The sequence below is a fragment of the Rhodopseudomonas palustris HaA2 genome (assembly GCF_000013365.1).
Lineage (GTDB): Bacteria > Pseudomonadota > Alphaproteobacteria > Rhizobiales > Xanthobacteraceae > Rhodopseudomonas > Rhodopseudomonas palustris_J.
The window spans coordinates 4,044,782-4,058,181 of record NC_007778.1 but is presented as its reverse complement, the minus strand read 5'-3'; the positions used below and the strand labels follow the sequence as shown (position 1 = coordinate 4,058,181).

Below are 13,400 nucleotides of genomic sequence, written 5' to 3'. Positions count from 1 at the left end.
CTCCGCGCTCGAAATGAAAGTCAGGCCATGACCCACACCGCTTCGTCGATTGCAGTCGCACCGAAATCCTCCATTCTCTTCGCGATGTTCACCAATCGCAAAATCGGCACCAAGATCGCCATCGGCTTCGCCGCTATCCAGGTACTGATGGCGGTGCTCGCTGTGATGAACTACTCCAGCTTCGGTACGATCGGCAGCGCGTTCACCTCGTTCGGACAGCGCGTCGCGGTCGTCGGCATCGCCCGGGAGATCGACCGCAGCTTCACCGCCTTTCGCGGTATCGTGCGCGAGTTCGGCATGACCGGCGACGAAGCGCTGCTCGGCGAAGCGGAGGAGCGCAAGCAGAAGCTCGCGGACAGCATCGCGCAAGGCTCGCGCCAGCTCCAGAGTCCCGAGACGAGGCCGGTGATGGCCGAGATCGACCGCGAGGTTACCGTCTACGGCAAGGGGTTTGCGGATGTCGTCAAGCTGCGTCAGGAGCAGAATCGACTGACGCTCGAGGTGCTCGGACCGATCGGGCAGCGCGTGATGAGCCGACTGGAGCAGTTGCAGAACTCGGCGATGACCGGCGACGGCCGTAGCGGCGACGCGCTGCTGGTCGGACAGGCCATGAAGCAACTCCTGACGCTGCGGCTCGCGGCCAGCAAGGTTCTGGGGATGCGCCTGGAGCGTGAAGCCTCGGTGGCGGCTGAAAAGGCGATTACTGAACTCAAGACCACGTTGTCGGCCCTGAAGATCTCGCTCGACACAGCCGGCGAGCAGAGCCAGCTCGTCGCGATCGACGCCGACCTCGCCAGCTACACCGAGGCCTTCCGCAGGGCGTCAGCCGACGTCAATGCGGTCGAGACGAAGATCGGCGAGATGGCCAAGGTGGCGGATGCTCTGGCTGCATCGGCCGCGCGGATCAATCAGATCGGCGCCGCCGAGCAGAAGCAGATCGGGCAGGAAACGCAGGCGCTGGTCGCCGACACCAGGAGTCAGACGCTGATCATCACCATCACGGCGCAGCTGATCGGCGTGGTTCTGGCCTGGCTGATCGGCCGCGCGGTGTCGCGCCCGATCATTCAGATGTCGGATTCGATGCGGGAATTGGCGTCCGGCAATCTCGACGTCGCCGTGCCCGGCTCGGGGCGGTTGGACGAGATCGGCCTGATGGCCTGCACGGTCGAAGTGTTCAAGTCCCACGCGATCGAGGTGCAGCGGCTGACGCAGGAGCAGGAGGAAGCCGAGCGCCGCGTGGCCGAGGAGCACAAGGCCGAGATGCGGCGGCTGGCCGACGATTTCGAAGGCGCGGTCGGCCAGATCATCCAGACCGTGACCTCGGCCTCGACCGAACTCGAAGCTTCCGCCGGCTCGCTGACTTCGACCGCCGATCGCTCGCAGGAGCTTGCGACCTCGGTCGCGGCGGCATCCGAGCAGGCCTCTGCGAATGTACAGTCGGTGGCGTCCGCGACCGAGCAGATGTCGTCGTCGATCTCCGAAATCAGCCGTCAGGTGCAGCAGTCGGCGCGGATCGCCGGCGATGCCGTCGATCAGGCGCGCAAGACCAACGGCCGGATCGGCGAGCTCGCGGATGCGGCGAGCCGGATCGGCGCCGTCGTCGATCTGATCAACACCATCGCCGGGCAGACCAATCTGCTGGCGCTGAACGCCACGATCGAGGCGGCCCGCGCCGGCGACGCCGGCCGCGGCTTCGCCGTGGTGGCGCAGGAGGTCAAGGCGCTGGCTGAACAGACCTCGAAGGCGACCGGCGAGATCAGCCAGCAGATCAGCGGCATGCAGACGGCGACGCAGGAGTCGGTCGGCGCCATTCGCGAGATCGGCGGCACCATCGAGCGGATGTCGGAAATCGCCTCGACCATCGCCTCCGCGGTGGAAGAGCAGGGTGCTGCGACCCAGGAGATCGCCCGCAACGTGCAGCAGGCGGCGCAGGGCACGCAGCAGGTCTCGGCCAACATCACCGACGTGCAGCGCGGCGCCACCGAGACCGGCACCGCGTCGACGCAGGTGTTGGCCGCGGCGCAGTCGCTGTCGCGCGACAGCAACCGTCTGCGCGACGAAGTCAGCCGCTTCGTCGAAACCGTGCGGGCGGCGTAGCAGGGTTCCATTGGTGCGGAGACCGCGGGAGTAATCCCGCCGTCACCGCACCGAGTTGCTGCCGAGGGCGATCTGCGCGAATTTGGCTGCGCCGGGCGCGGTGAGGTCCGGCGTCACCGGGCGGGCGTGGTCGAGCCCGACCACGGCGCCGCGCGGCGCTTCGGCGATGACGTTGCCGTTGATCGCGGCCGTGCCGGCGCCGTCCATCACCGAGACGCCGATGCCGATGAACGCCCTGCGCACGACATTGCCGGTGATGGCGACATCGCGCAGGTACTTGCCCCATCCGGCGACGATGCCGAACGACGGTGCGTTCTCGATCACATTGCCGGTCACTGCGGTGTCGGCCTCGACATAGATGCCGATGCCGGCGTCGTCGTCCGGCGCGGTGCCGATCGGCCGCTTCGGCTTGAGGTTGCGGATGATGTTGCCCTGCACGACCGAGAGCCTGCCGCCCTCGTTGAAGTTGCACACCGAGACGCCGAGCGCTGCGCCGTCGACGGTGTTGCCCGAGATCACCGCACCTTCGAACGCGAATTCCGAATACAGCGCGACCTCGCGCACGTCGCTGACGCTGTTGTCGGTGATGTGGATGTTCGACGCCGAATTGCCGCGCACCGCGGAGTAATCGCAGTTCCTGATCCGGTTGCCGCTGACGATGACGTTGCCGGCGCGAAACGCGTTGATGGCGTTGCCGTACTGCCCCGAGCCGCCGGGGCCGGCCTTGATGTTCTCGATCCGGTTGCCGGTGACCAGCGTGCCGTCGTCGCCGATCGAGGTGCGCAGGATCTCGACGCCGTTTGAGTTGGCGCCGATGATGGTGTTGCGCGTCACGCTCAGCCCCTTGGCGTCGAACGACACCACGCCGGTGACCGCGATCGCGGTCAGCGTGTTGTCGCTGATCATGCCCGAGGTGGTTTCCAGCCAGACGCCGCAGCCGCCGCTGGCGGTGATCTCGCAATCGGTGATCCGCAGGTCGCGCGCGCCGACGCAATGCACCAGGCCGCGCCGCGCCGGCAGCGGGATGGCGCCACCGTCGAGGACGAGGCCGCTGAGCGTCGGCGTCTCGGCGCCGGCGCTGTCGAACAGCGAGACGCCGCCGGTGAAGACGAGTCGCGTCGCGCCGCGCACGCCGCTGAGCTGCGCGCCCGACGGCAACCGAAGTGGGCCGGTGCGATAATGGCCCGGCGGCAGCGCCAGCGGGACGCGGGCGCGGGCGGCGCTGTCGATCGCGCGCTGCAGGGCCGCGGTCTGGTCGTCGGAACTGTCGGGGCGAAGGCCGGCCTGCGTGGCGTCGCGGCCGCGTTGCGAGGTGAGCGGCTGCGCGGCGAGTGGCGCCGCCGACAGCGCCAGCGCGCCGGCTGTCAGTCCGATCAAACGGCGCCGGTCGAGAGTCATCTGCGCATCCCTCGGTGAGCGAACTCGCTGCTTGAAGTAACGCAGAAATCGCCGCCGTCGCGGTCGCGGCGGTGTCGCAGGGCGACGATGTTTGACGATAGGGTTAACCCGGATCAGGCCGAGCGAGGCGCGGTCTGCCGCGCGCCAGTTTCACCAGTTCGAGCAGGATCGCCTCGCCGGCATCGACCAGATGGTCGGCGGTGATCGCGCTGCCCGGCCAGGCCCGCCCATCGCGCGCCGTCAGCGGCACATGGACGAAGGCGGCGAGGCGGGGGCCGTGCGGCGTTGCCGTGGCTTCGATCGCACGCCAGCTCAGATAGTTGCACAGATAGCGGCCGGCGTCGCGCGAGGCCCTTGCGTCGATCCCGGTGGCGCGTGCGGCGCGGACGAGCTTTTCGCAATGTGGTCCGAACACCCGCGCGGATTCGCCCGCCGCGATCGAGGCGGTGCGCAGCGTGATCCGGTCGGCGTCCGGCCACAGCGTGGTGATCGCATTGCGGGCGCGGGTCTCGATCCGCAGATGCCGCGTGCGGGCGGCGAGGCCGAACATCAGTAGCGCGTCGGGGCGATGCATCGCCAGGAGATCCGGCAGTTCGGCATCCACCGCGCGATAGCTCACCGGAAACACGTGGCCGATGCGCTCGATCGCATCGAGCGCCGGCCGCCGCAAATTCATCAGCCGCGCGACCAGCGCCGGCGTCGGATTGAACGGCGCACCGGGAAACGGGCCGAACCCGGTGATCAGGATGCGCAGCGCGCTCATGCCAGGAGCTCCGCGATCTGGTCGGCGCCGATCGCCGGCGTGACGCGGCCTTCGGCGACGGCGGCTTCTGTGGACTTCACCTTGGCGCGGATCGCGGGGTCGCTCTTCAGCCGTGCCTTCCAGCGATCCTCGAGCATCGTCCACATCCACTTCACCTGCTGCTCGCGCCGTCGCGCGTCGAATTCGCCGGGTGCGGTCGTGGCCGTGCGATGATCGAGGACGCTCTGCCACAGTTCGGCGATGCCTGTCCCGGTGATCGCCGAATAGGTCACCACCGGCGGCTGCCAATGCGGCGAGCGCGGGGTGAGGATATGCAGCGCGGCGCGATATTCGCCGGCGGCGAGATTGGCGCGGGCGATATTGTCGCCGTCGGCCTTGTTGATCGCGATCATGTCGGCGAGTTCGACCAGACCCTTCTTGATGCCCTGCAACTCGTCGCCGGCACCCGGCAGCATCAGCGCGAGGAAGAAATCGGTCATGTCGCAGACAGCGGTCTCGGACTGGCCGATGCCGACGGTCTCGACCAGCACCACGTCGAAGCCGGCGGCCTCGCACAGCAGCATTGCCTCGCGCGTCTTCGCCGCGACGCCGCCGAGCGTGCCCGACGACGGCGAGGGACGGATGAAGGCGTCGGGTTCGGCGGAGAGCCGCGCCATCCGCGTCTTGTCGCCGAGGATCGAGCCGCCGGTGCGCGCGGAAGATGGATCGACCGCCAGCACCGCGACCTTGTTGCCCTGCGCGATCAGATACATCCCGAGTTCGTCGATCGTCGTCGATTTGCCGACGCCGGGCGAGCCGGTGATGCCGACACGGATCGCGCGGCCGGTCTGCGGCAGCAGCTCCTGCACCAGCGCGCGCGCGGACGCCTGATGATCGGCGCGGCGGCTCTCGATCAGCGTGATCGCGCGCGCCAGCGCTGCGCGATTGCCGGCGCGGACCTCGCCCGCCAGCGACGGCAGATCGAGCGGCTTCTTACTTGGCGCGTTCATCGTCGCCTTTCGGCCGATCGCCGCCAAAGATCGCGGTGCCTTCCGCGGACAGATACGGCTTCAGACTCTGCCACGGCACGTAGGCGTCGTAGCTACCCTCCGCATAGGCGCCGACCGCATAGGGCGCGTAGTGGAACATCAGGCCGGCGCTCTTGCCGGCTTCGGTCGAGCGGGCGAGCGTCACCGGGCCGATCGTCAAGAGCTTCGGTTCGATGCTCTTGACGTAGTCCTCGCCGTCGTCCTCGGTGCCGCGCGCCTTCTTCTCGGCTTTCAGCGAGGTGAGCACGCCCTTGACCATCGCTTGCATCGCGGCGCTGCCGTCGGACAGATCGGTGAAGAACGGCCGGATGCTGATGCGCTTGCCCTGCTGTTTGTCCCATAGGATGGTGTTGATGTCCGTATTGGGATGCGCGCCGCCGGTGTAGCTGTAGTCGGTGCGCAGCACGCTGACATAGCGGTCCGCGACCAGCGAGTCCGTCGCGTAGCTGCGCTCATAGGTCCAGGGGCCGTTGCGGAACAGCTCCGGGTCGCTCTTGAATTCCGGTTCGGCTTCTGCGCGCTGCTCGCCGATCCATTTCTTGCCTTCGGTGAGGCAATTGTCCGCGAGCTTCGGATCGGCCTTGATCCCGGCGTCGAGCAGCACCTTGCCGTCGATCGCCTTGGTCTTCACCGCGAAGTCGGGCTTGGGCTTCGCCGGCTCGGCGAGGGCGGGGGAGAAGGCGAGCAAGCCGGCGAGTAAGGCAAACGTCGTGGCGCGTGGATTGAGAGACATGAGTGGAGCCTTTTGGAGCGCCGACCGAACAGTCAGCAACTACTCGCCTGATTGATGAAGACGACGTTCAGCGAACGCTTGCAGCGGTGGTAATCGGTTTCGAATGATCTCCCAAACCGTATCCGCCCGCGTCGAATGATAGGCATGGCGCAACAAATTGCCAAAGTCGATCATGCTGCGCCAGTCGATCGTCGGTTCGCCTTGCTTGATTGCATCTGGAATGCTGCGCGAGGCTTCGCAGACGATCTCCAGCAAGCGCTCGGTCAGAAGTCTGGTACGTCGCTCGCGGGAAAACTTCTCGAAGTCGTAGCCTTGGAGGAGATCGTCGAGTTCGGCGATGGCATCGAGGATATCGCGAAAGCGATCGTCAACGCTCGGCGGCATCTAGAAGACCTCGACGACGTCGTCTGCGATCCGCTCGACGATCCGAGGCTTCAGTTCCGTCCGTGTCGTGATCTGCGTCCGGATTCCGGTCTCGTCTTCGATCAGATGCATCACCTTGAAGAGATCGAATGCGGGGGCTTCTCCATAGGCCGTCGTATCGACCAGAATGTCGAGGTCGCTGTCGACGCGCGCATCCCCCCGAGCGCGGGAGCCGAACACCGCCAGCCGCGTGACGCCCAGAGCCTTGATCGCAGGCGTGAGCTCGACCAGCTTCGCGACGATCTTGTCCAGCGGCATGTCGGCAATGGCTGTCATTCGTGCATCCTAGCACAAGGTTGCCGTCCCCCGCAGCTACTCCGCCGCCTGGCTCGAATGCCCGAGCCTTGCGTTGAGCTTGTGGATCAGTTCCTCGGCGGCGTCGGCGATCACCGTGCCGGGCGGGAAGATCGCCTCGGCGCCGGATTTGATCAGCGCGTCGTAGTCCTGCGGCGGCACCACGCCGCCGATGATGATCATGATGTCCTCGCGACCCTGCTTCTTCAGCGCCGCCTTCAGCTCCGGCACCGCGGTGAGGTGGGCGGCGGCGAGCGACGACACGCCGAGAATGTGGACGTCGTTCTCGACCGCCTGCCGTGCAGCCTCATCGGCGGTTGCGAACAAGGGCCCGATATCGACGTCGAAGCCGATGTCGGCGAACGCCGAGGCGATCACCTTCTGGCCGCGATCGTGGCCGTCCTGGCCGATCTTGGCGACGAGAATGCGCGGGCGGCGGCCCTCGGCGTCCTCGAACGCGTCGATCAGCGCCTGCACCTTCTCCATCCGGTTCGCCATGCTCGCGACCTCCCGCTTGTAGACGCCGGTGATCGACCGGATCTCGGCGCGATGCCGGCCATAGACCTTCTCCAGCGCGTCGGAGATTTCGCCGACGGTGGCCTTGGCCCGCGCCGCGTCGATCGCCAGCGCCAGCAGATTGCCGTTGCCGTCCGCAGCCGAGCGCGTCAGCGCCGCGAGCGCTGCGTCGACGTCGGCCTGGCTGCGGTCGCCACGCAGCCGCTTCAGCTTGTCGATCTGCAGCCGCCGCACGGTCGAATTCTCGACCTTGAGCACGTCGAGCGGCGCTTCGTCGGTCGGTTTGTATTTGTTGACGCCGATCACCGATTGCCGGCCGGTGTCGATCCGCGCCTGGGTCTTGGCCGAGGCTTCCTCGATGCGCAGTTTCGGCACGCCGGCTTCGATCGCCTTGGCCATGCCGCCGAGTGCCTCGACCTCCTGGATATGGCCCCACGCCTTGACGGCGAGATCGTGGGTCAGGCGTTCGACGTAGTACGAGCCGCCCCACGGATCGATGATCCGGGTGGTGCCGGTCTCTTGTTGCAGGAACAATTGCGTGTTGCGCGCGATCCGCGCGGAGAAGTCGGTCGGCAGCGCCAGCGCCTCGTCGAGCGCATTGGTGTGCAGCGATTGCGTATGACCCTGGGTCGCCGCCATCGCCTCGATCGTGGTGCGCATCACGTTGTTGTAGACATCCTGCGCGGTCAGCGACCAGCCGGAGGTCTGGCAATGCGTGCGCAGGCTGAGCGACTTCGGGTCCTTCGGATTGAACTGCGTCAGCAGCTTGGCCCACAGCAGCCGGGCGGCGCGCATCTTGGCGACTTCCATGAAGAAGTTCATGCCGATCGCCCAGAAGAACGACAGCCGCGGTGCGAAGCGGTCGACGTCGAGGCCGGCGGCGATGCCGGCGCGGAGATATTCGACGCCATCGGCCAGCGTATAAGCGAGCTCGAGGTCCTGCGTCGCGCCGGCTTCCTGCATGTGATAGCCGGAGATCGAGATCGAGTTGTACTTCGGCATCTTCTGCGAGGTGTAGGCGAAGATGTCGGAAATCACCCGCATCGACGGCGTCGGCGGATAGATGTAGGTGTTGCGCACCATGAACTCTTTCAGAATGTCGTTCTGAATGGTGCCCGACAGCTTCTCCGGCGGCACGCCCTGTTCTTCGGCGGCGGCGACGAACAGAGCGAGGATCGGCAGCACCGCGCCGTTCATGGTCATCGACACGCTCATCTGGTCGAGCGGGATGCCGGCGAACAGCGTGCGCATGTCGTAGATGCTGTCGATCGCCACGCCCGCCATGCCGACGTCGCCGGCGACGCGCGGATGATCAGAGTCGTAGCCGCGATGGGTGGCGAGGTCGAACGCCACCGACAGGCCCTTCTGGCCGGCGGCCAGATTGCGGCGATAAAATGCGTTGGAATCCTCCGCGGTCGAGAAGCCGGCATATTGCCGGATCGTCCACGGCTGGTTGACGTACATCGTGGGGTAGGGGCCGCGCAGGAACGGCGCGATGCCGGGATATGTATCGAGGAAGTCGATGCCGTCGAGATCGGCTTCGCTGTAGCCCGGCTTGACCAGGATGCCTTCCGGCGTCAGCCACGGCTTGGCCTCGCCTGCGGGCGCAGGGGCGGCGGTGGGCTGGAACGCGATCTCGGCGAAGTTCGGAATCTTGCTCATTGGCTCAATCTCTGCGCGGCTCATTTTAGCACGGCCGCTGTTGGGCGTCATTTCGTCGGGTTCAATCGTGATCCGGCTGCTGATAGCTGAACACCTGCGCCAGCTTCTCGGGTCCGTAGATCTGCGTGGTCGTCTTGCTCGGCAGGTTCGCGATCGCGCCGACCCAGCCGAGCCGCGACTCGGCGCCGAGTTGCACCGTCGGCACCACGCGGTCGGGCCGGTCGAAGGTGCCGGTCATGATCTCGATGCTGGTTCCTTCGTTCTGCCGATAGCTCAGCGGCGTGCCGCAGGCGTTGCAGAAATCGCGCTCCGCCAGCGATGACGAGCGGAACGACGCCGGCTGGCCGCGGGTCCAGGCGAAGTGCTCGCGCGCGACTTCGGCCATCGAGGCGAACGGCGCGCCGGTGGCCTTCTGGCACATCCGGCAATGGCACAAGGTGATCCGCAGCGGCGGCGCCGACAGCGCGTAGCGGATCGCGCCGCACTGGCAGCCGCCGGTGAGCACCGCTTTGCCGGTCGCGGTCATGCCGCCTCGATTCGCTGCCAGGCGTCGTTCAGCATCGCCAGCGCATCGCCGCCGGCGAAGATGAAGTCGTGTACGCCGGCCTCGCGCAGGCTCGCTTCCAGCTCGCCGGGGCGGCCGGCGAGATAGATCCGCCCGCAGCCGGCTTCGCGCAGCGCCTGCGCGGCCGCCGCAGCATGAGCCGCATAGGCTTTGTCCGAAGAGCACAGGCAGGCGAACACCGCGCCCGAGGCCTTGAACGCCGCCGCCAGCGCCGCGGGATCGGTGAAGCCTTCGGTGTCGATCGCCTCGATGCCGCCGGTCTCGAAGAAGCTCTTCGCAAACGTCGCGCGTGCGGTGAAATCCGCCGGCGTGCCGAGATTGGCGAGGAACATTTGCGGCCGTGCTGCCTTGCGCGCCAGCACGGCGTCCGACTTGTCGCGCAGCACTTCGAACGGCGTTGCGAGCCGCAGCGGAGTCAGCGGTTCGAAGCTGATCTTGGCCTCGCCGAAAGTGGGGACCGCGATCGGCTCGGCGTCGAGCACGGTGGCGCGGGCCTCGTGCAGGTTGGGGAATTCGCTGGCGCCGGTCAGCACGTCGCGGCGCTTGGCGATGGCCTTGTCGCGCACGGCGCGGGTCGCTGCGATCTTGGGCTGGATCAGATTGGCGGCGAGCGCGGCGAACACGCCGCCGGCCTGCTCGATGGCCTGAAACTGCGTCCACGCGGCGTCACAGAGTTCGTGCGTCAGCGCCTCGATGCCGCCCGATCCTGCGGCGGGATCGGCGACTTTTTCGAGGTTCGACTCTTCGAGCAGCACCAGTTGGGTGTTGCGGGCGATGCGGCGCGCCAAGGCGTCGGGCAGGCCGAGCGCCAGCGTGTGCGGCAGCACCGCGAGCGCATTGGCGCCGCCGAGCGCGGCCGAGAAGGTCGCGACCGTGGCGCGCAGCATGTTCACCGAGGGATCGCGTTGCGTCAGCATCCGCCACGCGGTTTCGGCGGCGACGAACAGCGGCTTCGGCGCGAGGCCGCAGCTCTGTTCGATGCGCGCCCACAGCACGCGCAGCGCGCGGAATTTCGCCAGCGTCAGGAACTGGTCGGCGTCGGCACTGAGGCGCGCGAAAATCATGCCGCGGGCCTGATCGAGCGGCACGGCGGCGGCTTCCAGTGCGCGCAGATACGCGATGGCGGAGGCGAGGACGTAGGCGAGTTCCTGCGCTTCGGAGCCGCCGGCGTCGTGCACGACGCGGCCGTCGGCGGCGAGGAACGGGCCTTTGAAGCCTGCGGCACAGAGGTTTCTCGCAACTTCGGCAATGCCGCGCGCGATCTCGCTCCAGTCGGTGGGGCTCGATCCGCGGACGGCGCGGGCGCCGATCGGGTCGATGCCGAAGCGGATGTCGCAGGCGGCCGGGTCGGTGCCGCGGCGCTTGATCAACTCGACGAGGTGGCGAACGACGTCGCAGGATTCCGGGGCGAATTGCAGCTCGATGCCGATACCGGCGTCCAAATGCACGTCCTGCAACGCTTTCTCGATCGCCTCCCGGGTCGGCGGCAGGCCGAAGCCGCGGCCGCCGACGCTGCCGGCGAACACCAGCGCGAGGCCGGTGGCGCCGTTTTCGAGATCGTGCAGCGCCTGCTTGTTGGCTTCGGCCGCGTCGGGATGGTCGACCCGCTGGACGATCTGCCAGGGCGCCCCGAGGGGCCGGCCGGCGACCGGTAAGGCATTGATCGCACGCGGATAAATCGGTTCGAGCGGGAGGCCGTCCGGGGTCTTGCCTTGCAGTTTTTCGAACGGCGCGCCCTTCAGCACGCCGAGGGCGAGCTTGCGCCAGTCGTCATAGCCGGCCGGAGCGAATTCGGCGGCGAGCGGCAAGTCTTTGATTGCAGACGACATTTTTGAAATCGGGCTCCCGGTACAAAATTTGATTTGGCCGGAAAATGCCACGTGCGGACCGTCCTGCCAAACGGTTGTTTCGGGCCAAAGGAACGAGACAACGCTTGCGGCAAACCGGTGGCAAACCTGCGGCAGCGCAAAACCGCTCAGACGCGGTCCGGCAGCCGCTCGATCCCGGCGGTGGACAGACCAGCGAGGGCGTCTTGCAGCGATCGGCCGCCGACTAATCCGTCCGGCCGGATCTCGACCAGCGGCACCAGCACGAAGGCGCGCTCGAACAGACGCGGATGCGGCAGCGTCAGGCCGGGCTGATTGATCACCGCATCGTCGTAACTCAGCAGATCGAGGTCGAGCGTGCGCGGACCCCAGCGGCGCTCCTGCGCGCGGTCGCGGCCGAAGCGCTTCTCGATCTTGTGCAGCGTAAATAACAACGCGTGCGGATCGAGCGCGGTGTCGATCGCCACGCAGGCATTGACGAAGCGCTCCTGCTGTTCGTCGCCCCAGGGCGGGGTCGCGTAGTCCGACGAGCGGGCGAGCAGTTCGCCCTGCGTCATGCCGCAGATATTGGCGATCGCCTTGTCGAACGTCGCGCGGACGTCGCCGACATTGCCGCCGAGCGCGATCAGCGCCTCAGCCATGCGAGGGCTGCCGCGCGCGGGTGATGATCACGCCGACGTCGTCGAAGATCGCCGCGATCGGCGCGTGCGGCTTGTGCACGGTGATCTTCACCGAACCGATTTTGTCGAATGCCGCCAGGATCGCGTCGGCGACCGCGCCGGCGGCGCGTTCGAGCAGTTTGTAGTTGGCGTCCTTGAACGCCGCGGTGGCGCAGGCCACCACGTTGGAATAGGACACGGTGTCGGCGAGGCGATCGGTGCGCGAGGACTCGGTGAGGTCGGCGGCGAGTTCGAGATCGATCACGAAGCGCTGGCCGACTTCGGTCTCGTGATCCATCACGCCGTGCCGCGCGTGCAGCACCAGGCCGGTGATGAAGATGGTGTCGGTCATCGTCTGTCCTCGCTGCTGGTCCTGATCGCGTGCGCGACTTTGAGCGCCTGCGCGGTGTCGGCGACGTCGTGGGCGCGGATGATTCGCGCGCCGTTCTCCATCGCGATGAGATGCGCGGCGATCGAACCGCCGAGCCGCTGCTTCGGTTCCGACGGCGCCACCGTGCTGATGAAACGCTTGCGCGAGGCGCCGACCAGCACGGGCAGGCCGAAATGCGCGAAGGCGCCCAGCCGCGCCAGCGCGATCATGCTCTGCTGCGGCGTCTTGCCGAAGCCGATGCCGGGATCGAGCACGATGCTGTGCTCGGCGATGCCGGCGCGGGCGGCGATCGCCAGCGAGCGTTCGAAGAACGCGTTGATATCAGCGACGATATCGATCGACGGGTCGGCGTCGTCGCGATTATGCATCACGATCACCGGCGCGCCGCGCGCCGCGACGACCTCCGCCATCGCCGGATCGCGCTGCAGGCCCCAGACGTCGTTGGCGATCGCAGCCCCATGGTCGAGCGCCCAGGCCACCACCTCGGCCTTCATGCTGTCGATCGACACCGGCGCGCCGAGTGCTGCGACCGCCGCCAGCACCGGCGCCAGCCGCCGCCGCTCCTCGTCGGCCGAGACCGGCGTCGACCCGTAGGGGCGGGTGCTCTCGGCGCCGATGTCGATGATGTCGGCGCCGTCCGCGATCATCCGCGCCGCATGCGCCCGCGCCCGCTCGGGCCCGAGAAAGTCGCCGCCGTCGGAGAACGAATCGGGGGTGACGTTGAGAATGCCCATCACCACCGGCACCGGGCGCGCCAGCAGCGCCCGCAACGCGGCGGCGCCGGTCGCGGTGGGAGGCGCTGGGGTTTGCTGCGCTGCGCTCATGGCCAGCGCTTTGCGCGGGAAGCGGCGGGGAGTCAAGCGGGGGTGTCTTGTGGGAGGGACGCGAATTCGAGGTACTGTCTAATGCCAGCGATGGGCGTGACCGCTATAGTTCGCTAAGAGGCAGATCAAAATGCACATCAAGGATGCTTCCAAACCATCGGCCTTCTTGAACTTGCAGACGTATCGTTGGCGAGCGTAGTGGGTAGGACGCCATGGTCCAT

13 protein-coding genes are annotated in these 13,400 nt (G+C 67.3%); 1 reads left to right on the top strand and 12 read right to left on the bottom strand.

The window, feature by feature from the left end:
• Positions 1–27 precede the first annotated feature (27 nt).
• Positions 28–2,097, top strand: coding sequence for a HAMP domain-containing methyl-accepting chemotaxis protein (locus RPB_RS17890; RefSeq protein WP_011442424.1), 2,070 nt, complete (start codon positions 28–30; stop codon positions 2,095–2,097).
• A 42-nt stretch (positions 2,098–2,139) separates the two neighbouring features.
• Here RPB_RS17890 and RPB_RS17885 read toward each other — a convergent pair whose 3' ends face one another.
• The 12 genes from RPB_RS17885 to folP form a co-directional block, all read right to left on the bottom strand.
• Positions 2,140–3,495, bottom strand: coding sequence for a TIGR03808 family TAT-translocated repetitive protein (locus RPB_RS17885; RefSeq protein WP_011442423.1), 1,356 nt, complete (start codon positions 3,493–3,495; stop codon positions 2,140–2,142).
• A 103-nt stretch (positions 3,496–3,598) separates the two neighbouring features.
• Positions 3,599–4,258 carry a pyroglutamyl-peptidase I gene (locus RPB_RS17880; protein WP_011442422.1) on the bottom strand — a complete coding sequence of 220 codons (660 nt, stop codon included), beginning with the start codon at positions 4,256–4,258 and terminating at the stop codon, positions 3,599–3,601.
• Positions 4,255–5,247, bottom strand: coding sequence for a methylmalonyl Co-A mutase-associated GTPase MeaB (gene meaB, locus RPB_RS17875; RefSeq protein ID WP_011442421.1), 993 nt, complete (start codon positions 5,245–5,247; stop codon positions 4,255–4,257). Before meaB ends, RPB_RS17880 begins: the two co-directional genes overlap by 4 nt.
• Positions 5,231–6,019: a DUF3298 and DUF4163 domain-containing protein gene (locus RPB_RS17870; RefSeq protein WP_011442420.1), complete on the bottom strand. Its 789-nt coding sequence runs from the start codon at positions 6,017–6,019 to the stop codon at positions 5,231–5,233. Before RPB_RS17870 ends, meaB begins: the two co-directional genes overlap by 17 nt.
• A 39-nt stretch (positions 6,020–6,058) precedes the next feature.
• Positions 6,059–6,403 (bottom strand): HepT-like ribonuclease domain-containing protein, encoded by a 345-nt coding sequence (locus RPB_RS17865; protein ID WP_011442419.1) that lies wholly within the window; start codon positions 6,401–6,403, stop codon positions 6,059–6,061.
• Positions 6,404–6,718: a nucleotidyltransferase family protein gene (locus RPB_RS17860; RefSeq protein ID WP_011442418.1), complete on the bottom strand. Its 315-nt coding sequence runs from the start codon at positions 6,716–6,718 to the stop codon at positions 6,404–6,406.
• Between the two features lie 36 nt (positions 6,719–6,754).
• A complete protein-coding gene (gene scpA, locus RPB_RS17855; protein ID WP_041798327.1) occupies positions 6,755–8,914 on the bottom strand; it encodes a methylmalonyl-CoA mutase in 2,160 nt (719 codons plus the stop codon).
• A 61-nt stretch (positions 8,915–8,975) separates the two neighbouring features.
• Positions 8,976–9,440, bottom strand: a complete 465-nt coding sequence (locus tag RPB_RS17850) for a GFA family protein (RefSeq protein ID WP_011442416.1) — start codon at positions 9,438–9,440, stop codon at positions 8,976–8,978.
• Entirely contained in the window at positions 9,437–11,308 is a 1,872-nt protein-coding gene (locus RPB_RS17845; RefSeq protein ID WP_011442415.1) for a methylmalonyl-CoA mutase subunit beta, read from the bottom strand. Before RPB_RS17845 ends, RPB_RS17850 begins: the two co-directional genes overlap by 4 nt.
• A gap of 146 nt (positions 11,309–11,454) precedes the next feature.
• On the bottom strand, positions 11,455–11,946 hold the full coding sequence (folK, locus tag RPB_RS17840; RefSeq protein ID WP_011442414.1) for a 2-amino-4-hydroxy-6-hydroxymethyldihydropteridine diphosphokinase: 492 nt from the start codon (positions 11,944–11,946) through the stop codon (positions 11,455–11,457).
• On the bottom strand, positions 11,939–12,316 hold the full coding sequence (gene folB, locus RPB_RS17835; RefSeq protein WP_011442413.1) for a dihydroneopterin aldolase: 378 nt from the start codon (positions 12,314–12,316) through the stop codon (positions 11,939–11,941). The genes folK and folB overlap by 8 nt, the downstream gene beginning before the upstream one ends.
• Positions 12,313–13,179 (bottom strand): dihydropteroate synthase, encoded by an 867-nt coding sequence (gene folP / locus RPB_RS17830; RefSeq protein WP_011442412.1) that lies wholly within the window; start codon positions 13,177–13,179, stop codon positions 12,313–12,315. The genes folB and folP overlap by 4 nt, the downstream gene beginning before the upstream one ends.
• Between the last annotated feature and the right edge of the window lie 221 nt (positions 13,180–13,400).